At 68.3% G+C, this 22,657-nt stretch carries 19 protein-coding genes and 1 pseudogene; 13 read left to right on the forward strand and 7 right to left on the reverse strand.

The window, feature by feature from the left end:
• Window positions 1–179 precede the first annotated feature (179 nt).
• Window positions 180–1,322: an FAD binding domain-containing protein gene (locus SY91_RS32640; protein ID WP_124478359.1), complete on the reverse strand. Its 1,143-nt coding sequence runs from the start codon at window positions 1,320–1,322 to the stop codon at window positions 180–182.
• A gap of 40 nt (window positions 1,323–1,362) precedes the next feature.
• Window positions 1,363–2,238 carry an alpha/beta fold hydrolase gene (locus tag SY91_RS32645; protein ID WP_185921460.1) on the reverse strand — a complete coding sequence of 292 codons (876 nt, stop codon included), beginning with the start codon at window positions 2,236–2,238 and terminating at the stop codon, window positions 1,363–1,365.
• A gap of 303 nt (window positions 2,239–2,541) precedes the next feature.
• Here SY91_RS32645 and SY91_RS32650 point away from each other — a divergent pair, with 303 nt between their 5' ends.
• Complete coding sequence (locus SY91_RS32650) at window positions 2,542–2,778, forward strand: DUF1427 family protein (protein WP_034175520.1); 237 nt, start codon at window positions 2,542–2,544, stop codon at window positions 2,776–2,778.
• Entirely contained in the window at window positions 2,760–3,497 is a 738-nt protein-coding gene (locus SY91_RS32655) for a YoaK family protein (RefSeq protein WP_185921461.1), read from the forward strand. Before SY91_RS32650 ends, SY91_RS32655 begins: the two co-directional genes overlap by 19 nt.
• A gap of 155 nt (window positions 3,498–3,652) precedes the next feature.
• Here SY91_RS32655 and SY91_RS32660 read toward each other — a convergent pair whose 3' ends face one another.
• The gene (locus SY91_RS32660) at window positions 3,653–4,561 is read right to left on the reverse strand and encodes a LysR family transcriptional regulator (protein WP_034175519.1); all 909 of its coding nucleotides are present in this window, start codon (window positions 4,559–4,561) and stop codon (window positions 3,653–3,655) included.
• Between the two features lie 159 nt (window positions 4,562–4,720).
• Window positions 4,721–4,999 carry a XapX domain-containing protein gene (locus SY91_RS32665; RefSeq protein WP_011545684.1) on the reverse strand — a complete coding sequence of 93 codons (279 nt, stop codon included), beginning with the start codon at window positions 4,997–4,999 and terminating at the stop codon, window positions 4,721–4,723.
• Between the two features lie 306 nt (window positions 5,000–5,305).
• On the opposite strand from SY91_RS32665, the gene SY91_RS32670 reads away from it, so the two are divergent.
• From SY91_RS32670 to SY91_RS32695, 7 genes are all read left to right on the forward strand, one after another.
• Complete coding sequence (locus tag SY91_RS32670; RefSeq protein WP_185921462.1) at window positions 5,306–5,992, forward strand: hydrolase; 687 nt, start codon at window positions 5,306–5,308, stop codon at window positions 5,990–5,992.
• 168 nt (window positions 5,993–6,160) lie between these two features.
• Window positions 6,161–6,328, forward strand: coding sequence for a DUF1427 family protein (locus SY91_RS32675; RefSeq protein ID WP_006484386.1), 168 nt, complete (start codon window positions 6,161–6,163; stop codon window positions 6,326–6,328).
• A gap of 19 nt (window positions 6,329–6,347) precedes the next feature.
• On the forward strand, window positions 6,348–6,839 hold the full coding sequence (locus SY91_RS35370) for an amidohydrolase family protein (RefSeq protein WP_260632507.1): 492 nt from the start codon (window positions 6,348–6,350) through the stop codon (window positions 6,837–6,839).
• Window positions 6,733–7,557, forward strand: coding sequence for an amidohydrolase family protein (locus tag SY91_RS35375; protein WP_260632530.1), 825 nt, complete (start codon window positions 6,733–6,735; stop codon window positions 7,555–7,557). Before SY91_RS35370 ends, SY91_RS35375 begins: the two co-directional genes overlap by 107 nt.
• An 84-nt stretch (window positions 7,558–7,641) precedes the next feature.
• Window positions 7,642–8,304 carry a hypothetical protein gene (locus SY91_RS35380; protein WP_260632508.1) on the forward strand — a complete coding sequence of 221 codons (663 nt, stop codon included), beginning with the start codon at window positions 7,642–7,644 and terminating at the stop codon, window positions 8,302–8,304.
• Between the two features lie 74 nt (window positions 8,305–8,378).
• Window positions 8,379–9,332 (forward strand): VOC family protein, encoded by a 954-nt coding sequence (locus tag SY91_RS32690; RefSeq protein ID WP_023477853.1) that lies wholly within the window; start codon window positions 8,379–8,381, stop codon window positions 9,330–9,332.
• A 14-nt stretch (window positions 9,333–9,346) separates the two neighbouring features.
• Complete coding sequence (locus tag SY91_RS32695; RefSeq protein ID WP_034175615.1) at window positions 9,347–10,813, forward strand: alginate export family protein; 1,467 nt, start codon at window positions 9,347–9,349, stop codon at window positions 10,811–10,813.
• Between the two features lie 28 nt (window positions 10,814–10,841).
• Here the strand turns inward: SY91_RS32695 and SY91_RS32700 are convergent, their stop codons facing one another.
• Window positions 10,842–11,747, reverse strand: coding sequence for a LysR family transcriptional regulator (locus SY91_RS32700; RefSeq protein ID WP_023477855.1), 906 nt, complete (start codon window positions 11,745–11,747; stop codon window positions 10,842–10,844).
• A 217-nt stretch (window positions 11,748–11,964) separates the two neighbouring features.
• On the opposite strand from SY91_RS32700, the gene SY91_RS32705 reads away from it, so the two are divergent.
• Window positions 11,965–13,011, forward strand: a complete 1,047-nt coding sequence (locus SY91_RS32705) for an MBL fold metallo-hydrolase (RefSeq protein WP_023477856.1) — start codon at window positions 11,965–11,967, stop codon at window positions 13,009–13,011.
• Between the two features lie 301 nt (window positions 13,012–13,312).
• Here the strand turns inward: SY91_RS32705 and SY91_RS32710 are convergent, their stop codons facing one another.
• Window positions 13,313–14,284 carry a LysR family transcriptional regulator gene (locus tag SY91_RS32710; RefSeq protein ID WP_006481375.1) on the reverse strand — a complete coding sequence of 324 codons (972 nt, stop codon included), beginning with the start codon at window positions 14,282–14,284 and terminating at the stop codon, window positions 13,313–13,315.
• A gap of 270 nt (window positions 14,285–14,554) precedes the next feature.
• On the opposite strand from SY91_RS32710, the gene SY91_RS32715 reads away from it, so the two are divergent.
• Both SY91_RS32715 and SY91_RS32720 read left to right on the forward strand, forming a co-directional pair.
• Window positions 14,555–17,116, forward strand: coding sequence for a winged helix-turn-helix domain-containing protein (locus tag SY91_RS32715; protein ID WP_023477857.1), 2,562 nt, complete (start codon window positions 14,555–14,557; stop codon window positions 17,114–17,116).
• A 178-nt stretch (window positions 17,117–17,294) separates the two neighbouring features.
• A pseudogene (locus tag SY91_RS32720) lies at window positions 17,295–18,283 on the forward strand (alpha/beta hydrolase fold domain-containing protein).
• A 65-nt stretch (window positions 18,284–18,348) separates the two neighbouring features.
• Here SY91_RS32720 and SY91_RS32725 read toward each other — a convergent pair.
• Window positions 18,349–19,269, reverse strand: coding sequence for a helix-turn-helix domain-containing protein (locus SY91_RS32725; RefSeq protein ID WP_006481372.1), 921 nt, complete (start codon window positions 19,267–19,269; stop codon window positions 18,349–18,351).
• 397 nt (window positions 19,270–19,666) lie between these two features.
• Here SY91_RS32725 and SY91_RS32730 point away from each other — a divergent pair, with 397 nt between their 5' ends.
• Window positions 19,667–22,588, forward strand: coding sequence for an ATP-binding protein (locus SY91_RS32730; protein WP_105797927.1), 2,922 nt, complete (start codon window positions 19,667–19,669; stop codon window positions 22,586–22,588).
• Window positions 22,589–22,657 lie beyond the last annotated feature (69 nt).

The raw sequence follows: 22,657 nt of genomic DNA on the forward strand, positions 1-22,657 counted from the left end.
TCGACATGCGCGGCCGGGCTGGCGATCGCCGCGTGGCTCGCGGCGGCCGTGGCCCCGGCTTTCGCGCGCGGGCAGCCGCTACTGCCCGATGACGACGGCGGGCGAGCCAGCGTGCTGCACGCGCTGAATCCCGGGTTCGATCCGCACCGCCATGCAGTCGATACCCGGCCGGCGCACGCTCACGCCGCGCCCATCAGCCGCGCGCCGAGCGCGATCCCGCGCGCGGCGATCGCTGCGCTCGCGGCGCGCTGACGGGCGTCCCAGCCGGCAAGCGCGACATCGAACGCGGCGCCGCGTGCGACGTCGCGCACGGCTTCGGCGAGGCCGACCGCGTCGTCCGCCGCTTTCGCGACGCCCGCCGCCGTGTGCGGGCGCACCATGCATGCGGCATCGCCGAGCAGCACCGCGCGCCCGACAGCCATCCGCTCGACCGCGAGATCGAGGATCGCCTGCGCGAACGGCGCGGTGGTTGCATCGACGAGCGCGGCGAGCGTCGGCGCGAGCATCCGGTCGGCGGCGTCGACGAGTTCCGCGCGATGGTCGTCCCGCATCGCGCCGGGCGGCAGCGACCCGTCGCGCTGCGTGCCGTCGCGCGCAACGAACAGCGACGGCATCCGGTCGGATGCGAGATGCCGGTACCACACCCAGTTCACGCGCCGTTTGCCCGGTTCGATCGTGCCGTCGGCGCCGGGCACCAGATAGGTCAGGAACAGGTGCCGGTCGCCTTGCTGGAACGTGAAGCGTTCGCGCAGCAGAAGCAGCACCTGCTCGGGCAGCGCGCGTTCGTCGACGAGCCCGCGCCACGCGACATAGCCCGCATACGTCGGCCGCACGTCCGGCAGCAATTGCGCGCGCACGGTCGAGCGGCCGCCGTCCGCGCCGATCAGCAGGTCGGCCGTCTCGGCGCGGCCGCTCGCGAAATGCGCGACGATCCGCTCGCCGTCCGGTTCGAACCGCTCGAACGCGTCGCCCGCGTGGATGACGCTGGCGGGCAGCGCACGCTTGAGCGCCGTGTAGATCACGTTCCAGCCCGTCTGCGTCTGCGGCATCGCGAAGCGCTGCACGATCCGGTCGTGCGCATCGACGTAGATCCGGTCGATCGAATCGACGCCGGTCTCGCGCGGCAGCGGCACACCGCCGAACGCGAACGCGCGCTCGATCGGCGGTTGCAGCACGATGCCGCCGCCGCGGCTGTCGAGTGCGTGCGGCGATTGCTCGAAGACGCGGACGTCCCAGCCGGCCGCGCGCAGCGCGGTCGCCGCGAACAGCCCGCCGACCGATCCGCCGGCGATGACGGCCTTGCGGCCCGCTCCGTGTTCCATCCGAGGTCCCCCGATGATGCCGCGTGCGGCGGGCGTGGCGTCAGCCGGCCCAGCCGCGCAGGAAATCGACCAGCAGCGCGTTCACGCGCTCGGGCTGCTCCTCGTGCGGCAGATGCCCGCACTGCGCGATCGGCTCGGCACGCAGGTGGGTCGCCATGCCTTCCCATACGGCCTTCATGTCGAACATCTTGCCCACCGCGTAGAAATCCTCGCCCCAGATCGCCATGGTCGGGCACGCGATCCTGACGTCCGCATCGACGAGGTCCTGCTGCACGTCTTCCGCGTTCGCGCGATAGTCGGCCAGCGCGCCGCGCACGGCCCCCGGGCGTCGGTACGCACGCACGTACGTGTCGAACGCATCGCCCGAGATCGCGTGCGGGTTGTAGCACCAGTCGGCGAAAAAGTAGCTGAGCCATTCGGCTTCCTTGTCGGCGATCAGCGCCTCCGGCAGGTCGGGCACCTGGTGGAACAGGAAGAACCAGTACGCGCGCGCCGTTTGCGCGGTCATGTTCTGCGCGACGATGCGCGTCGGCACGTTGTCCATCACGACGAGCCGCTCGACGCGTTCGGGGAAGTCCTTCGCGAAACGCGTCGCGACGCGTGCGCCGCGATCGTGGCCGACGAGCGCGATGCGCTCGATGCCGAGCGCATCGAGCAGCGCGGCGAGATCGCGCGCCATGTTGCGCTTGTCGTAGCCGGCCGCGGGCTTGTCGGTTTCGCCGTAGCCGCGCAGGTCGGGCACGATCACGCGATAGTGCCGCGCGAGCACCGGAATCTGGAAGCGCCATGCAAAACTGGTTTCGGGGAAGCCGTGCAGCAGCACGACGACGGACCCCGCGCCGGCATCGATGACGTGCTGGCGGATGCCGTTCGCCGTAATGGTGTGATGGGTGAGTGCGAGCGTGTCGGTCGTCATGTGGGAATCCTGGTTCGATGCGGACGGTGCGCGATACGGCTCGCGTCCGATGCTGTCCGAGCATAGGCCACGCGACGAACGTCGTGGCTGAATCGTTCTGAATCCCGATGTGAGGCGGCGGCGCGGCGGCCGGCTCGTCGGCGGTCGTCGCGCGCATGCGTCACCGCGCCGCACCGCACGTTCAGAACGATTCAGTTCGCCGCCATGACTTTCAGGCCCGCCTTCCGTAGTCTTGTTCCCGAGCCGCCGCACGAGGCCGAAGCCCTTCGGCCGGTCCGGCCGGCGGCACAACCGGAACGGACCATGCCTTACCTGATCTCGCCGGGAGCCCGCATCGCAGTCGGCCTCCTGCACCCCCTCGTGCGCGTGCAGTCGCCTGCGCCGCCGCTGACCGCGCTGGCGCGCCTGTTCGGCATCGTTGTCCGCAAGCATGCGATCCCGCTCGTGCCGGCGCCGTTGCGTGCGCTCGCCGCGCAGGTTCGCAATGCGCACACCATCGACACAACCGCGGAAGCCACGACATGCAGCCCGCGCAAGTAACGGCAGCGGGCGCGGCGGCCCCCGATCGCCTGCGGGGCGAGGATGTGTTCCTCGCATCGATCGCCGGCTACGTCGACACGCTCGGCTTCGTCGCGCTGTTCGGGCTCTTTACCGCGCACGTCACCGGCAACTTCATCCTGATCGGCTCGGGCCTCGCCGGGGTCGGCCAGGGCCTCATGATCAAGTGGCTCGCGTTTCCGGCATTCATCGCTGGAATCGTGGCTGCCCGCGTGCTCGATCACCGGATGCGCGTGCGCGGGCATGGCGTGCGGGCGCGCTCGCTGTACGCACTGCAGACGATCCTGCTGGCCGGATTCATGGTCGCGGGCGTCGCGGCGTCGCCGATCGGCAGCGCCGATGCGCCCGCGACGATCGTCTGCGGGCTGCTGGGCGCGGCGGCAATGGGCGTGCAGAACGCGCACGGCCGGTTGACCGCGCGCACCGTCGTCGCGAATACCGTGATGACCGGAAACGTCACGCAGGCGGTCATCGATGCATTCGACTGGCTGGTGCCGATCGCCGCGCCGGCCGAACGGGAAGCCGCGCGCGCGCGGCTGCGACGCACGTTGCCGCCGGTGGTCGGGTTCGCGCTCGGCGCGGGCGCCGGGGCGAGCGCCTACGTGTACGCCGGGTTCTGGACACTGGTGTTGCCACTCGCGGCGCTCGGTTTCCTCACCTGGCGCTCCGGCCGGATTGGCGAACCGTCCGCGTCGCGCTGAGTGTCGATTCTGCACGCGGCGTCGGCTGCGTGCGCGACCGGGGCGGCGGCGAAGCTGCGCTGCGTTTCTTCATTTCCTTCAACGCCGATTTCGAGAACGGCTCGATGCAGGTCGGTCAGCGCGAGACCGCTCGACCGTTCGCAGAAAGCGCAGCGTCACGCGGGCGTGGTGAACCGGTCGACGAGGTCCGGGTGACCGAGCTGTTCGACCCACCAGCGGAGCGCGCGCCCGGCTTCGTCGGTGCGCCACGCGATATAGCAATGGGTCGTGTCGCGCATGCCGGTGACTTCCCGCGCGACAAGCCTGCCTTGCGCGATCGCGGGCGCCGCGATGCAGTCCGGGAGCGTGCCTACCGCGAGTCCTTCGCATTGCGCGGCCAGTTTCGCCGCGAGCGTCGGCACCGCGAGATACGGTTGGCCAGCATCAACCGCGACCGACTGCGGCTGAAGCTCGCGGGACGTGTCGGAGATCACCGCGCCGCGATACTCGACGATCGACGCCATCGACAGCGGTTCGGGCAGTGCAGCGAGCGGATGGGTCGGAGCGACCGCGAATACGTGCCGGAGCGTGCCGATTGGCTGCGCCACGATGTCCGGCAGTTCCGGCGGCTCGCCCGCCGCGCCGACGATCAGATCGGCCCGCCGCGAGATCAGCGCATCCCAGGTGCCGCCGAGCACTTCGGTGGAGAATCGCAGCCGCGTGTCCATTTCAAGTGCGTAGAACGCGTGGACGTATGGCCACATCATGTCGAAGGGCAGTATCTCGGCGATGCAGACGCGAACTTCGGTTTCCCAACCTTGCTGCGCGCGCTGCGCTTTCCGTTCAAGCTGTTCGGCGGCATGAAGCAGACGACGGCCTTCCTCGACGACGACGCGGCCCGCGCGCGTGAGCTTCGCCCGACGCCCGCTGCGATCGAACAACGCGACGTCGAGATCGCTCTCGAGCTTTTGTACGAGATAGGTCAGTGCGGACGGCACGCGGTGCACCAACTCCGCCGCGTCGGCAAACGTACCGGTGCGGTCGATCGCGTCCAGTGCCTCGAGTGCTTCGAAAGACAGTTTCATGACGAGTTTCGCTACGACAAGGGCATCAGGCGGTATCGCGCCGTCGAGCGACACTCAATCCAATACTGTTCACAACGGTTCGTCATCCGACGTACCGAGGCACGCACGCATGTGCGCCGACGGCCGGGGCCGCCGCCGCGTTCGCTCGACGTCCGCCTGTCACGTCGGTGTCGATTCGCGGTGCTTCGCGGAAGCATCGGCGTGTGCGCCGGGCAGCGCGCCGAACATGTGCTGGCTGCACTTCGCATCGCGCCATGCGGTTCCCAGCCGGATGCCGTCGAACATCCGTCGCACCACGGGAAGAATCTGTTCGCCGGCCAGAATGCCGAGCAGGCCGACCAGGGCGATGGCGGGCGGCGCCGGCGATTGCACGCCGATCAGCGCGTAGACGACGCCGGCGAGGATGCCGGCGAGAAGCGAAGCAATGTACGGTTTCATGGGTCTGGAATGGAATGACGGCCGTTAAAAATATGGACAAATACCGGTCTGGCGTCGATCCGAAAGTCTTGGGCCAGCCTATCAGGTCTGCGCGTTCTTCGTGAGCCGATTCAATGAAATTCAGATCTTTTCAGTCTGAATTCAGAGCGTGGTGAGAATCAGAACAATTAACTGGTGCGGTCGAAATTTCGCGTATTGAATGACGCAGGCCGACTGCCGACGCTTCCGACATGGCGCATTGGATGCCTCGCGCATGCGTCGGCCAGGCAAGCCTCATTTTTCTCCGCGTCAAAGGACATCACCACCATGAGCAATCCGAAGCTTGAAGTACTTACTCCGCACAACAGCCAGCTGATCTTCATCGACCAGCAGCCGCAGATGGCGTTCGGCGTGCAGTCGATCGATCGGCAGATGCTGAAGAACAACGTCGTCGGGCTCGCGAAGGCCGCGAAGGTCTTCAACATCCCGACCACGATCACGACGGTCGAAAGCGAGAGCTTCTCGGGCCACACCTATCCCGAGTTGCTCGACGTGTTCCCGAACCAGAAGACGCTCGAACGCACGTCGATGAACTCGTGGGACGACCAGAAGGTGCGCGACGCGCTCGCCGCGAACGGCCGCAAGAAAGTGGTCGTGTCGGGCCTGTGGACCGAAGTCTGCAATACGACGTTCGCGCTGTGCGCGATGCTCGAAGGCGACTACGAGATCTACATGGTCGCCGACGCATCGGGCGGCACGACGCAGGCCGCGCACGATATCGCGATGCAGCGCATGGTCCAGGCCGGCGTCGTGCCGGTCACGTGGCAGCAGGTCCTGCTCGAATGGCAACGCGACTGGGCACGCCGCGAGACGTATGACGCGGTGATGGCGATCGCGAAGGAGCATTCGGGCGCCTACGGGATGGGCGTGGACTACGCGTACACGATGCTCCACAAGGCACCGCAGCGCACCGCGACGCCGCACGAGTCGATTGCGCCCGTTCCGGCGAAGTAAGCGCGGACGACCGGCAACCGCCGATGCCGGTGCGGCGGGTTCGAGGTGAACGCGTCGCATGGGCTCCCTTGCCGCGGGCGGCGGACGTGACGAAACACGAATGTTGCCCGCGGCATGCGGGCAGAAACACAGCCCCCTGCATTTGAAATTGTCCGGGAGATTTATTGCATGGAACCTTATCTGGTTTCCCTTGGCGCGGGTGTGTTGATCGGTGTGATTTACAGCGCCATCAAGGTTCGCTCTCCCGCACCGCCGCTGATTGCGCTGGTCGGGTTGCTCGGCATGCTGATCGGCGTGCAGGCCTTACCCCCCGTGAAACAACTCTTTGGCTTCTGATCAACAAGAGGTGATGCATATGACCGCAACCGTGACCCAACCGGATCTGATCCTGCATAACGGACGATTCACGACGCTCGATCGCGCGAACCCCGTCGCGACGGCGGTCGCGATTGCCGCCGGACGCTTCGTCGCGGTCGGCAGCGAAGCGGACGTGATGCCGCTCGCCGGCCGCGCGACGAAGGTGGTCGATCTCGGCGGCCGCGGCGTGCTGCCGGGTCTGATCGACAACCACTGCCACGTGATTCGTGGCGGACTGAACTACAACATGGAACTGCGGTGGGACGGCGTGCCGTCGCTCGCGGTCGCGATGGAGATGCTCAAGCAGCAGGTCGCGATCACGCCCGCGCCGCAGATGCGCAGGCAACCCGACCGGCCTGCTGCTCGCGAACCCGAACGCGACGATCCTCTACGCGACGCTCGCGAAAGGCCCGAAGCTGCCGTTCGAGTATCAGTACAACTCGACGCGCCATTTCATGCGCGAACTGAACCGCCTCGGTGTACTGGGTGATCGACGCGGGCGGCGGCTCGCAGAATTATCCCGCGATTACGAAGTGATCCGCAAGCTGCACGACGCGGGCGAGATGACGATCCGGATCGCGTACAACCTGTTCACGCAGAAGCCGAACGCCGGAGAAGGAAGACTTCGTGAACTGGACGAAGAGCGTCAAGTACCACGACGGCACCGACTACTTCCGCAACAACGGCGCGGGCGAGATGCTGGCGTTTTCCGCGGCCGACTTCGAAGACTTCCGCGTCGCGCGGCCGGACCTGCCCAACAGATGGAGGACGACCTCGAAGGCGTCGTGCGCGTGCTCGCGGAAAACCGTTGGCCGTGGCGCATGCACGCGACCTATGACGAAACCATCAGCCGCGCGCTCGACGTGTTCGAGAAGGTCAACGAGGACATCCCGCTCGCAGGGCTGAACTGGTTCTTCGATCACGCGAAACGATCACCGAGCAATCGATGGACCGGATCGCCGCGCTCGGGCGGCGGTATCGCGGTGCAGCACCGGATGGCGTACCAGGGCGAATATTTCGTCGAGCGCTACGGCGCGCAAGCCGCGGAGGCGACGCCGCCGTCGCGAAGATGCTCGCCAAGGGGCTCAAGGTGTCGGCCGGACGGACGCGACGCGCGTCGCGTCGTACAACCCGTGGTGTCGCTTGCATGGCTCGTGACCGCAAGACGGTCGCGGCCTGAGGATGTATCCGCAGCGCAACCTGCTTGATCGCGAAACCGCGCTGCGGATGGCCGAGTATGTGACGTGGTTCTCGAACGAGGAAGGCAAGAAAGGACGCATCGCGGCGGGCACTTGCGGACCTGGTCGTCCCGGATCGCGATTTTCGCGTGCGCGGAGGACGATCGCGGCACGACCGCGTTGCTGACGGTGGTCGACGGGAAGATCGTATGGGGCGCGGGGCCGTTCGCGTCGCACGACGCGCCGATCCCGCCGGCGATGCCGGACTGGTCGCCGGTGCGCGAGTTCGGCGCATGGCGGCTGGGTGCGACGCAGCGCGACGGCGCGCCGCTGCAACGCGCGGCGGCCGCCGCGATGTGCGCTTGCGCGAACGCGTTGCTGACGGTGGTCGACGGGAAGATCGTATGGGGCGCGGGGCCGTTCGCGTCGCACGACGCGCCGATCCCGCCGGCGATGCCGGACTGGTCGCCGGTGCGCGAGTTCGGCGGCTATGGCGGCTGGGGTGCGACGCAGCGCGACGGCGCGCCGCTGCAACGCGCGGCGGCCCGCGATGTGCGCTTGCGCGAACGAATGCAACGTTCACCAACATGCGCACGCGGGCGCGTGGGGCCGCACGTTGCCGACGTCGGACGCGAAGGGTTTCTGGGGCGCGTTCGGGTGCTCGTGCTGGGCGGTTTGATATCGCGTACCCGCCGCTTGCGACTCCCCGGCATGGGTCCGCACGCTGCCGCTCGCGGTGCGTGTCTTTCTTGCCTGTCGTCCGGGCCGCCCGGATGAGTCGCCTGCATCCCGCTGAATCAGAATCCGCGCGCGGCGCCACGCCACGCGCGTCACCATCAAGGAGAAAACCAATGAGTTCATTCAACCTGCGCAACCTGCTGCGCATGACCGCCGCGTCGTCGGCCGTGCTCGCCGCGCTGCTGGCCGGCGCGCCGGCGCTCGCCGACGAAACCCACCTCGACGACATCGCGTCGCCGGCCGCCGCGGCGCGCTCTCCCGCCATTGCGGTCGGCCCGCAGTACGACACGACGCACGTGTGCGTCGCCCCCGAAGACTTCGACCGCTTCACCGACAGCTTCGTCGCGACCTTCGGCGGCAAGAAGTCGAAGCAGGGTGTGTTCCAGGTCACGCCGACGCCGAGCCAGACGATGTCGCAGCTCGTGCTGACGCCGGTCGGCACGATCTCGGTGTTCGGTTTCAAGACGCCGATCCCGTATCCGTTCTGCGAGGAACGCACCGGCTATCTCGTGACCGACATGGACGTCGCGGTGAAGTCGGCGCGCGAGCATGGCGCGGACATCGTCGTGTCGACGTTTCCCGATCCGATCGGACGCGACGCGATCGTTCGCTGGCCGGGCGGCGTGAACATGCAGCTGTACTGGCATACGCAGGCGCCGAACTACGACGCGCTGCAGACGGTGCCGGAGAATCGCGTGTACGTGTCGCCGGAAAGCGCGAGCAAGCTCGCACGCAACTTCGCCGCGTTCTCGCACGGCAAGATCGTGTCGGACGTGCGCCATGCGCCGGGCATCGAGATCGGCCGGCCGAACGATACGTACCGCCGCATTCGCATCGAATCGGGCTTCGGCAAGATGACCGTGCTCGCGACCGACGGTCACCTGCCGTACCCGTTCGGGCGTGAAATGACCGGCTACGAAGTGGCCGATCTCGCCGCGACGCTGAAGCAGGCCGAAGCCGCGGGCGTGACGGTGCTGGTGCCGCCGTTCAAGTCGGACGGCCGCGACGCGGCGCTCGTGCAGTTCCCGGGCGGCTACGTCGCCGAAATCCACGCGCGGTCGAAATGACGGTGCGCCGGCCGATGAAGCGATCGTGGCGCGGCGCGCTGCCGTGCGTCGTGCTGGCGGGCGGCGCCGCGTTGCATGCGGGGTCGGCCGTCGGCGCGGAGGCCGATGCCGGTGTGACGGCGGCCGGCGCGGTCGCGTCGCCGGCTGCCGCCGCGGCGTCGTGCACCGCGAAACGCCCGACGGTGTCGTTCAACCGCTGGCAGGAAGACTGGTCGGTGCTCGCGAATCCGTGCGTGCCGCGCAAGCCGTTCGACGCGCTGAAATACATACGCCTCGGCGACGACCCATCGACCTACCTGTCGCTCGGCGCGAACCTGCGCGAGCGCTTCGAACTGAACAACGCGCCGCTGTTCGGCCTCGGCGCCGCGCACGACGACAATTACGTGATCCAGCGCGCGAACGTGCATGCGGACCTGCGCTATCGCGGGCACTTCCAGGCGTTCGTGCAGTTCGTCGATGCGCGGCCGTTCGGCAAGGATACGGTCGGCCCGGTCGACAAGGATCAGCTCGATATCGAACAGGCGTTCGTCGCGTACGTCGATCAACTGGGGCCGGGCACGTTCAAGACGCGGATCGGCCGGCAGGAGATGGCGTTCGACTTGCAGCGCTTCGTGTCGGTGCGCGACGGCCCGAACGTGCGGCAGGCGTACGACGGACTGTGGACCGATTACGAAATCGGCAAATGGCGGCTGATCGGTTATGTGACGCGCCCGGTGCAGTATCGCAATGCGGCCGTGTTCGACGACGTGTCGAACCGGCACCTGCGATTCGACGGCGTGCGCGTCGAGCGCACCGGCACGGGGCCCGGCGATCTGTCCGCGTACTGGTCGCGCTACACGCGCGACAACGCGCGCTATCCGGATGCGTCCGGCACCGAGCGGCGCGACGTGTTCGACATGCGCTACGCGGGCAAGACCGACGGGTTCGACTGGGACGTCGAGGCGATGCTGCAGACCGGCCACGTCGGGCAGGACACGGTTGGCGCGTGGGCGTTCGGCGCGCTGGGCGGCTACACGTTCGCGAAGACGGCCGGCACGCCGCGCATCGGCATCCAGGTCGACGGTGCATCGGGCGACGCGCATCCGGGCGACCGGCGCGTCGGCACGTTCAACCCGATGTTTCCGAACGGCTATTACTTCACGCTCGCCGGCTACACCGGGTACAGCAACCTGATCCACGTGAAGCCGTCGCTGACGTTCAAGCCGGCCAGCTCGGTGACGGTGCTCACCGCCGTCGGCTTCCAGTGGCGGCAGACGACGGCCGACGCGATCTACGGGCAGGGGATGTCGGCGGTGCCGGGCACGGCGGGCAAGGGCGGCGCGTGGACGGGGATGTACGCGCAGGCGCGCGTCGACTGGCTCGTGAACGCGAACGTCGCGCTCGCGCTCGAGGCCGTGCACTTCCAGCTCGGCTCGTCGATTCGCGCACTCGGCGCGCGCAACGCCGACTACGTCGGGATGGAAGCGAAGTTCGGCTGGTGACGCATGGCATCGCTCCGCGCCGCCCGTATCAGGACTGTGCGCGGGCGAGCGATTCGACGAAATCGATGAACGCGGTCACGCGCTTCGAGCCGCGCTGGTTCGGCAGGTACAGCGCGGTGATCACCGCGCGCGCCGAGCCCGGCGTCACGTCGTATTGATCGAACAGCCGTTGCAGGCGGCCGGCTTCGAGGTCCGTATCGACCAGCCAGTCGGGCAGCAGCGCGATGCCGGCGCCGTCGAGCGCGGCCTCGCGCAGCACTTCGCTGTGGTTCGATTTCAGCCGCCCGGTGACGACGACCTGCGTCGTGCGTTGCGCGCCCACGAACGTCCACGTCTGCTGGTCGACGCCGAAATGAAAGCGCAGGCACGCGTGATCGACCAGCTCGCCCGGCGTCGCGGGCGTGCCGTGCGCGTCGAGGTAGGCGCGGCTCGCGACCACGTAGCGCCGGAACGTGCCGAGCGGCCGCGCGACGACTTCCGCGGTCGGCGCGGCGTCGCCGAGCCGGATCGCGACGTCGATTCGGGCGGACACGAGATCGACGCGTTCGTCGGTGAGTTGCAGGTCGAGGTCGAGCTTCGGATGGCGCGCGACGAACGCGGCGACGTGCGGCGCGAGGCGGCGCAGCCCGTAGGCGACCGGGACCGACACGCGCAGCGGGCCGGACGGCGCGTCGCCGCGGTCGGCCACCAGCGCATCGGCATCGGCGAGTTCGCCGAGTACGCGTTTCGCCCGCGCATAGTAGACGGCGCCCGCGTCGGACAGCGTGACCTGCCGCGTCGTGCGGTTCAGCAGCACGGTGCCGAGCGACGCCTCGAGCGCGTCCACCGCGCGCACGACCGACGAAGCGGCGAGATCGAGCCGGCGCCCCGCGCTCGAGAAGCCGCCGGCTTCCGCGACTTCGACGAATGCGCGCAGCGCGGAGAATTTGTCCATGGGGTCGTCCTTGGGCGGGTTGCAACGTCGCGTTGCATGCGGATCGCATTCTAGCGCCGGCCGGTGCGGGGACCGCGCGCGCGTGCCGCCTCTTCAGGACAATTCAGGCAACGCTCAGGATTTTCGCCACGGCGCCCGATAAGCTGCGCGACATCGCGTGTTGCACGGGTCGGTCCGTTCGTGGCCGGGCGCGCGCACGGTTCGTCACGGAGATCGCATGAAGAACCTGTTCCAACACGCGTGCGTCGCGCAAGCGGCCCGTTTGCTGATCGTGGCCGGGTGCGCGGGCCTGTTGGCGCCTGCGGCGTTTGCGCAGGCCGGCGTGCAGCCCGACGCCTACGCCAATGCGCAACCCGAAACGCAATCCACCACGCCAGCCGCTGCCGCGGGCCGGCAGCCGCCCGGCTTCTATCGGCAGAAGATCGGCGACTTCACGGTGATCGCGCTGTCCGACGGCACTCATCCGTTTCCGGTCGACACGGTGTTCCGCGACATCTCGAAGGACGAGATCCGGCGCGATCTCGATCGCGCCTTCCTGGAGCCGCCCGTGCAAGGGTCGATCAACGCGTTCCTCGTCGATACCGGATCGAAGCGGATTCTCGTCGATGCGGGCGCCGGCACGCTGTACGGCGACTGCTGCGGCAAGCTGCTCGACGACCTGCGCGCGGCCGGCTACGCGCCCGCGCAGATCGACGAAGTGCTGCTCACGCACCTGCACAAGGACCACGTCGGCGGCATTGCGTCGAATGGCGCGATGACGTTTCCGAATGCCGTCGTGCGCGTGAACGCCGTCGAGGCCGCGTACTGGCTCGATCCCGCCAACAAGGCGCAGGCGCCGGCGTTCCTCGCGTCGTTCTTCGATGCGGCCGCCGCGGCGGTCGCGCCTTACGTCGCGGCCGGCCGCTTCAAGACGTTTCGCGGCGAAGCGACGCTCGCGCCCGGCATTCGCGCGGTGCCGATGCCCGGCCATACGCCGGGACATACGGCTTATCTGATCGAGAGCGGGAACGCGGGCCTGCTCGCGTGGGGCGATATCGTGCACGTGGCGGCGATCCAGTTGCGCGACGTGGACGCGACGGTCCAGTACGACAGCGATGCCGGCGCCGCCCGCCGCACGCGGCGGGACACGCTGAAGCGCGTCGCCGCTCGACGCTATCTCGTCGGTGCCGCGCATATCGCGTTTCCGGGGCTTGGCCACCTGCGCCGCGAGGGTGCGCAATACGACTGGGTGCCGGTCAACTACGACGCGACGCCGGTGCGGTGACGAGCCGGCGTTCTTCGTCATTGCACACGAAGGCCGTCACATCGCTTCTCTGACGGGCCGGCTGCATCGGCGAGGCCACCTCCGTGGCGGCATGCGCATGCTGCGGCATTCTGGAGGACGACGCGCCACGATGTGAATCGCTCACGCGCGTTGCGTGTCCCGGTCCAGCGTCGACGTAAGCCACGACCGTCCGGTTCTGGATCGCGAGTCCGAGATACCGCGACGACACATCCAGCAGACATCCAGCAAAATCAACCATCATTCCGTCGTTTCCCCTGCATTCGTATCAGCACAATCTTCATCAAGCTGCGCACGGCGTGAGCGTCGCCTGCGTCGCTGCCATCCGGGCCATGTTCGGTACAGCCGCCATTGCGCCAATCTCGTCACGCTGTTCGCCGAAGGCGTCGAGCAAATACTCGGTCAATTTGCGCACCCGCGCGGGGAGATTGCGTCTGGACCGGTAAACGAGGCAGGCTTCCAGTGGCGCCACCTGCCACGCATCGAGCACACGCACGAGTTCGCCGCGATCGAGCGCCGCTTGTGCGAGCGGGTTGGGCAGGATCGCTAGCCCCTCGCCGTCGACGGCCGCCGCGAGAAGCGCATGAGGGCAATTCGTGCGCAGCGCCGCGCGCGCGGCAAGCGTCACACTCTCCCCGGATGCTTGATGGCTGACCGTCCACACCGAATGCTGTGCGCCCGTCGCGAGGCAAGCTTCGGCAGGCACATCGAGCGGGTGAGCGAGATCGTTGGTCCGTTCGAGCCACGCAGGGCTCGCATAGAGCCCGAGCGGCACGGCCGCGAGCGATCGCGCGATGCACGACGACGGCGCCGAGCGACCGACGACGATCGCGAGGTCGGCAAGATCGCCGAGCGTATCGGCCAGGTGATCGACGCGCCGCACGTCGACCCGTACTTTCGGCCAGGCGCGCATGAAGCGGACCAGGACGGAAGTGAGGCGGGCGGTATCGAAGATTGCCGGCACCTCGATGCGGACGTTACCCGCGCAATCGCCGGCTTCGTCGCTGCCGGTACGCGCGAGGTCTTCATAGGAGGACAGGACGCCCGTGACGCGCTCGAGTACCGCATGGCCCGCCGTGGTCAACGCGACGCGGCGCGTGGTCCGGTTGAAGAGCTGCACGCCGAGCATCGTTTCGAGATCCTGCACCGCGCGGCTCACCGACGGTACGCCAAGATTGGTGGCGTCCGCTGCCCGCGTGAAACTGCCGTGGTCCGCCACTGCCTTGAATACCTCCAGTGCTTTCAGACGCTCCATATCGACCTCCGATCATTGATTGGCTTGCATGGAGCCATATTGGCGGGCAGACGCGCATCGGGCCAGTTACGACTTGTTAAGCGTTGCTAAGTCGGCGCCCGGAGCACTGCCAATCGTCGTCGGCTGTAACAAAGCGGGTTTTTTTAAGATCTTTTAAGGGCGCGTACTGAGCTTTTGAGTAATGATTGGCTGCCATTGCGTCAGTGTGCGCGCCCAGCGCACCGTATTGGTCGACTCGGCCGACACTCAACCCGCGCGATGACGCTCTCGATGACCGCTCCTTACAGCCTCGCGTTCGGCCCTTTTACGCTGCAATTCCCGCAGCGAATCCTGCTCAAGGACGGTACGCCGCTGAAAATCGGCAGCCGCGCGCTCGACATTCTCGTCGTACTCGTCGAGCAGGCGGGCGCGCTGGTCTCGACGCGCAATCTGTGCGACAGCGTCTGGGTGGACAACGTCGTCGAGGAAGGCGCGCTGCGCGTGCATCTGTCGGCGTTGCGCAAGGTGCTCGGTGACGGACCGGACGGTGCGCGTTACATCGTCAACGAACCCGGACGCGGCTATCGTTTCGCGGCGCCCGTTACCCGTGCCGAAGCAGTGGACCCTGCCGCACCACGGCCCCATACGCACGCCGCCCAGCCTTCCAACGGGTCCGAAAGCGGTTCACGCGGTCTACCGGTCACGCTCGCTCGCGTGATAGGCCGCGAGGACGTCATCGCAGGTCTGACCGACCACTTGCCCGAGCGGCGCTTGCTCACCATCGCCGGCCCGGGAGGCATGGGCAAGACGACGGTAGCCGTCGCCATCGCGCATCGCTTCGCCCAGCGCACCGGCATGCGCGCCGTGTTCGTCAATTTCGCGCCGGTTTCCGCGGCCGCGAGCGCGGCCAGTACGATCGCGTCGGCGCTCGGCGTTGCCGTCTCCAGCGGCGATCCGGTACCCGATCTCATCCAGGCGCTCGGGGCGTCGCCGGTGCTGCTGGTGCTGGACAACTGCGAGCATCTGATCGATGCCGTTGCCGTGCTCGCCGAGCAACTGCTGCAAGGCGCGTCCGGCGTGCATCTGCTGGTCACGAGCCGCGAGCCGCTGCGCGCGGAAGGCGAATCCGTCCATCGCCTCGCCGCGTTGCCGTCGCCCGAAACCGGCGCAGGCGTGAGCCTCCACGATGCCGTGCAGTTCCCGGCGATCGCGCTGTTTCAAGACCGCGCGCGCGCCGCCAATGACCGGTTCGCGTTGAGCGACGCGAATCTGGGCCCCGTGATCGATATTTGCCGACGGCTCGACGGCATCCCGCTCGCGATCGAGTTTGCGGCGGCGCGCGTCGGCCTGATGGACGTGCATTCGATTGCAGCGCGGCTCGACGACCGTTTCGCGCTGCTCACGCAGGGCCGCCGCACGGCGCTTCCGCGCCAACAGACGCTGCGCGCGACGCTCGACTGGAGCTATGAATTGCTCCGGCCGGAGGAGCGCCAGGTGCTGCGCCGCCTCTCGGTGATGCGGGCCGCGTTCGGCATGGATGCCGCCGCGGCTGTCGCGGCCGGTGGCGACGTCGATGAACTCGCCGCCTTCGACGCCGTCACGGGCCTGATCGCCAAGTCGCTGATCGCCTGCGCGATCGACGATCCGGACCATCCGTATCGACTGCTCGACACGACGCGCCATTACGCATATATGCGACTTGAAGAGGCGTACGAACTCGACGACGCGCGCCGCCGCCATGCGCTGTACTGCTGTGCGATCTTTGCCGACCCCGTGGCGGCGTGGGAAGGCAAGGCGCCGCGCCAGTGGCTTGCGATTCACAGCCAGCGAATCGACGACGTGCGAGCCGCGTTCGATTGGGCGGCCGCGCAGGATCGCGAACCGCAGCTCGCGATCGACCTGCTGATCGCGACGGCGCCGCTGTGGTTTCATCTGTCGCTCCCTCACGAGTTCCTCCGGATGGCCGAGCGCGCGATTGCCGCGGCGGAAAACTCGGATCTGGCGGGCAAGGCGCAGCATATCGAGCTGCTCGGCGCGTACGGTCACGCGCTGTGGCACACGCGTGGGCCGACGGCGGCGATGGCGAACGTGTTCGACGCCGCACTGGCCGCCGCGCAGCGCCTCGGCGACGACCGGCTCGCATTGCGCATGCTGTGGGGCGTGTGGGCGCATCGCACGCTCGCGGGCGCGTACACGGAAAGCCTCGAACATGCGCGTGCGTTTCGCGCTGCCGCCGCACGGACGGGCGATTTTTCGACGACGCAAACCGGCGAGCGGATGTGCGCGCTGTCACATCACTTCCTCGGGGACCACGCTATCTCGCGCGCGTTGATCGAAGCGGTGATGGCGCGCGACAAGGATCCGGTGCGCGCGACGCACGCGAATCACGCGCAGGTCGACGCGCATATCGCTGCGATTTCCATTCTGATGCGCATTCTGTGGCTGCAGGGCGAGACCGACGCGGCGATGGCGCTCGCGCGCGACTGCGCGACGGAGGCGCTCGCGATCGATCACGATCTGACCGTCTGTTATGGGCTCGCGATCGGCTCGATCGCCGTCGCGACATGGGAAGGCGAAGTGGCGCTCGCGCGCGAATGGACCGCGCGGCTTCGCGAGCGCACGCGCCGGCGCGGACTCGCATATTGGGACAAATGGGGCGAGGGCTTCGAGGCCATTCACGAAGGCAGACCTGTCACGCCGGCAGGCGCCACCCCGATGCAACTCGAAGTGTTCGCGCGCGCCGGCGACGCAGCGAGCGCAAACGCATTGATCGAAGCGGGACGGGCTGACACGCCGTCGTGGTTACAGGTGCATTTGCAGGAGGTTGCGGCAACGCGCGGTGTGCGGACTTGAAGCGACGGTAAACCGGCTCAATGCGCGCGTCGGTAGCCTGAACGCATTGCTGGACATGGGCTTAACGCCTCTTAGCAACGCTTAACTGTGGCTCGTGCGGGAATCCGATGAAAATGTGTTCTGTCGACGGCCAACGGTGCCGGATCGACAAGCAAGCTCACTCATCGGAAACTGCGCCATGAACGATTTCACGTCTGCCCGTCTGCCCGAAGACGCCGCACCGGGCCTGATCAGATCCGCGGACTCGTATCCGGTTCTCGATGCGGAAACGCAATCGTTCGTCGACCATGCCGCCGAGGCAGGGTTTCCGGCAGAGCGTTTGCGCGAATGGGCAAACGGCGATGCGACGGACGCGATACACGCCGAAGAAATCGCGCTGACAGCGGGCGCTGCGGATCCGGGCTTCACGATACGGATCGTGCGACCGCCGCAGGCGGCGCCCACTCCGCTGCCCGCCGTGCTCTTCCTGCCGGACGGCGCGAGCTTCGCGGGTGGCCAAAGCGACAACCGGCTCGCGCGCAGGATCGCCACCGATGCCGAGGCGGCCGTCGTACTGGTCGATTACACGTCCGCGCCCGCTGCGTGCTTTCAGACTCAAAACGAGCAGGCATTCGCCGCGCTCGTTCATCTGCACGAGCACGCACGGGCATTGAATCTCGACGGAGGCGCCCTTGTCGTCGCGGGCGAAGGCACGGGCGGTCATCTCGTCGCCACCCTCGCGCTGCTCGTCAAGGCGCGCCGCGGCCCCGTATCGCGCTTCAGATCATGCTGTGTCCGACGCTTTCCGCAAGCACGGCGGGCGCCTCGGCAGCGAGATATGCGGGCGGTCCGAGCTTGACCACGCAGACCACGGGCATGCGTGCACGGACGCGCTTTCCGTCGGACAACCTCGGCGAAACAATCGCAATGCCGCTAAACGCGAGTTACACGGATCTCGAAGACCTGCCGCCCGCGCTGATCGTCACGGCCGAAAACGATGTCGCACGTGACGACGGCGAGGCCTACGCGCGCAAGCTGATGCTCGCCGGGGTTCGCGTCAGCGCGGTTCGCTGCCTCGGTACGATTCACGATTTCACGGTGCTCGATGGCCTCGCCGACACGCCGCCCACCGAGGCGGCATTGCGATTGGCATGCGGCACGATCCGCGCGACGTTACGCGGACACTGAATATGGGACAGATCGATCGCTTCAGGAAAGCGGGCAGTAGCGCGTTGACGCACCCGGGCGGCGGATCAGCGCGACCGTGCACGCCGCCACGCGCCGGGCGGATGACCGACGATCCGCGCGAACAGGCGGTTCAGATGGCTCTGGTCGGCGAAGCCGCACGCGACCGCGATGTCGGCCAGCGTCATGTCGGACGTCTCGATCAGCTCGCGTGCGCGCATCACGCGCTGTTCGAGCAGCCACTGGTGCGGCGTGCGGCCGGTGGTGCGCGAGAACGCGCGGATGAAATACCCGCGCGACAGGTCGCATTCGTTGGCCACTTCCTCGATCGATACGCCGAGGTCCGCCTTTTCCATCAGCAACTCCTTGGCGAGCGCGACCTTCGCGGGAGACAGCACGCCCTTGTGCTCGAGTTCGCGCGTGCGCGCGTTGCCGTAGCGGCGCACGAGATGCGCGCCCATCGCGAGCCCGACCTGTTCGATGAACAGCGCGTTCAGCGGGCCGGGTGTGTCGAGGCTGTCGGCCACCGCGTGCGCGAGATGCCCGAGCACCGGGTCGCGCGCATCGACGCGGCACGTGAGGCCGTCGACCGGGCTGCCGCCGTGCTCGGGGCCGATACGCGCCAGATACGCATGCGGCAGCTCGACCAGCACGAAGTCGAAGTGGCCGTACAGGTCGGCGCGGAAATGGCGCGAGAAGTCGCGAATGTAGATCGAGTGATGCTGGAAGCGGCGCTCGCTTGCGCCGGCGCGCCCATAGAACGTGCGGCGGTGGCCGCCGGTCAGCGACACGCCGATCAGGAAGCCGCGGTCGCACGCGGGCATGTCGATGTGTTCGACGTGCGCTTCGCGCATGCATTTGCGATGGAGCTTCAGGCCGCCGGATGTCGTCTCGACATCCTTCGCCAGCAGGCTCGACACGCAGCCGAGCGTGTCTTTCGGCCGCCGCGGAGGCGATGCCACCGGCGCGGCGATGACGGTGTCTGACATGGAATTCCCCAGCGAGGGACTCTGAGCGTGAAATGACGAGTCCAGTTTAGATGCGCACGCGAATGTTCAAAATGAATTTGCATAAACGTCCGCTTGCCATCCTGACAAATTGCTTTCAATACGTGTGCGCGGTGGTGCGTACCCCGGCGCAAGGCCTGCGCGCGCGGCCCGGCAGAGTATAGCGCCCTACTTTTACACGCAAGTGATCGTGCCGATCGCGTCCGTGCGAGATGCTCGGGCAGCGCATTTTCGTTCAAGATTTTCACGGCATGCCCGTCTACACTCGGTCCGGAATTCGACATTTTCGTCCGGTGCAAGGGTGCGCCGGACGCGGACTTCCTGCCGGGTGAACTGCCGCGTTCATTCGCCAGCCATCCCGAGGAACCCGGAGGCGGCCATGATTCAGATCGGAACTTTGTCGGTGGACTTCGAGCAACGCGACATTCGCCGCCACGGCGCGTCGCTGCGCATCGGCGCGCGCGCGCTCGACATTCTCGAAGTCCTGCACCGCGCGAGCGGTTCGGTCGTGTCGAAAGACGACATCATGGACGCGGTCTGGCCGGGCCTGATCGTCGAGGAAAACCGGCTTCAGGTGCATGTGGCCACGCTGCGCAAGGCGCTCGGCGCGAGCCGCGATCTGATCAAGACGGTGCCCGGGCGCGGCTACCTGCTGGTCGCGAGCGCGTCGCCCGGCCCGGATCTCGTGCCCGCGGCCGAAGCGCCGGCCGTCGCCGTACCGCCGGCGGTCGCGGCGCTGCCGGATGCCTGCGCGTCGTCGCTGCTCGCGCCGCTGGTCGGGCGCGACGCCGAAATCGCGCAGATCGTCGACATGCTCGAACGCACGCCGGTCATCACGCTGGTCGGCGCGGGCGGCATCGGCAAGACGAGTCTTGCGGTGCGCGTCGCGCACGGCGTGCGCAGCCGCGCGCACGAGCGCGTGCTGTTCGTGGAACTGGCGCGCGCGTCGACGCGCGACGACATGCTGATCGCGCTCGCCGCCGAGCTCGGCCTCGATACGCCCGGCGTGCCCGCCATCGAACGCATCGGCGACGCGTTCGCGACGTCGCGCTGCCTGCTCGTGCTCGACAACGCGGAGCACATCGTCGATCTGGTGGCGAGCCTCGTCGAAACGCTGACGTCGGGCGCCGGCTCGCTGCGCGTGCTCGTGACGAGCCGCGAGCCGCTGCACATCTCGGCCGAAGCGGTGCTGCGCATGAGCCCGCTCGCGGTGCCGGACGGTAACGCGTCCGCCGCGGAAATCGTCCGTTGTTCGGCCGTCGAGCTGTTTCTGGAACGCGTGCGCGCGGCCGCGCCGGATTGCGTGGTCGACGAAGCCGGCGTGCGGCTGATCGGCGACATCTGCCGGCGCCTCGACGGGCTGCCGCTCGCCATCGAACTGGCGGCGGCGCGCGTGGCGACGCTCGGGCTCGCGGTCGTCGCGTCGCGTCTCGACGACCGGCTGAACCTGCTGACGGGCGGGCTGCGCTCGGCGCTGCCGCGTCATCAGACGCTGCGCGCGACGTTCGACTGGAGCTACGTGCTGCTCGACCGGGCCGCGCGCGCGCTGTTTCGCCGGATGGGATGCTTCATCGGGCCGTTTTCGTTCGATGCCGCGCGCGCGGTCGCGACCGAGCCCGGCACCTCGGCGGCGGACATGATCGCGGTGCTCGGCGAGCTGGTGGCGAAATCGCTGGTGACCGTCGAGTTCGATGGCGCGTATGCGCGCTACCGGCTGACCGAATCGACGCGCGCGTACGCGCTGGAAAAACTGCACAACGAGGGCGAGTTCGAGCGCATCGTCGCGCGCCATGCGGCGTACGAGCGCGAGCGGGCGGGCGCACCTCCCGCGGCGCCCGCGCTGCTCGCCGACGTGCCGCCTGCCGATGCGCTCGCGCCGGCCGTGGACGAACCGGTGGACGCCGCCGAAGCCGCGGGCGTGCCCGAGCCCGACCGGCTCGCGCGCGCGCTGCTGGAGCCGTCGCGGATGCGCGCGTGCACGGCGCGTGCGCGCCAGGTACTCGACGGGCTGGACACGGACGCCACGGGCCCGGTCGATGCCGCGCGCGAGATGCGGCTGCGGGCGGCCTGCGCGTCGGCGCTGCTGCATACCGACGGCGACGCGCTGGCCGCCGCCGCGATGTGGGACCGCACGCTCGGTCTCGCCGCGCACATCGGTGACGATGCGTTCGACGCGCGCGCGCTGGTCGGGCTGTGGAACACGATGCTGACGCTGTCGGACATTCACGAGTCGCTGCGCTACGCGACGCGCTTCGAGCGGGCGGCCGAGCGGCGCGGCGACCGGTCGCAGCGGTTGCTGGCCAACACGATGGTCGCGACGTCGCTGCATTACTTCGGCGAGCATGCGCAGGCGCGCGAGCGGCTGGAAGCGGCGACGGCCGAGCTGGCCGACGCGGGCGAACCGCCGTGCGCGCAGGCCGCGCTGGGCGTCGACATGGCGACGCTGGGGCGCACGATGCTGATCCGCCTGCTCTGGATGCAGGGCGAGCCCGAGCACGCGATGCGCGTCGCCGCGCAAGCGGTCGAGCATGCGCGCCGCGACCCGTCGCCCCTCCCGCTGTGCGTCGTGCTCGGCGCGGCCGCCGTGCCGATCGCGCTGCGCTACGGCGATCACGACATCACCTCCGACTATCTCGCGACGCTGCGCGCGACCGCCGACGCACACGGTTTCGACATCTGGCGCAGTCACGCGGAATGCCTGACCGGCCAGTTCGACATCCAGGCCGGCCATCCCGGCGCGGGCCTCGCCCGGCTCGAGCCCGCATTGCGGCGCGTCGAGGCGAGCGGCTTCCGGCGCGTGCTCGCGCCGTTGACCGTCGCATACGCGGAGGGCCTCGTGCGGACCGGCCGCGCCGACGAAGCGTGCACCCGGCTCGATGCGACGCTCGCACGCTGCCGTGCGCACGGCGAGCACCTGTTCGTCCCCGAACTGCTGCGCGTGAGAGGCGTCGCGATGCTGGAACAGGCGCGCATCGTCGGCGCGGATCTCGCCGCGGCGTACGAAGCCGACGGGCATCGCCATCTGCAGATGGCGATCCAGACCGCGAACGCGCAGGGCGCCGCGATGTGGGCGCTGCGCAGCTCGCTCGATCTCGCCGATCACCTGATCGAGCGCGGGCACACCGCGCAGGCGTCGGCGCTGGTCGCCGGCGTCGCGCGGCACTTCGATCCGCATTCGCGCGCCCACGACGTACGCCGTTTGCTGCGCGTGCAGAATTTCGTGCGTCAGGGTGCGCCGCTCGCGCCGTGCCTGACGCGCGCGCGACGCGACACCGCCGACGCGGCGCAGCAGGCGGCATGACGATGCGCGAACCCGGTACGGCCGCGCGGCCGCGCGATCGCAGCATGCATGTCGATGCGTGCGGTGCGG

The organism is Burkholderia cenocepacia, assembly GCF_014211915.1.
GTDB lineage: Bacteria > Pseudomonadota > Gammaproteobacteria > Burkholderiales > Burkholderiaceae > Burkholderia > Burkholderia orbicola.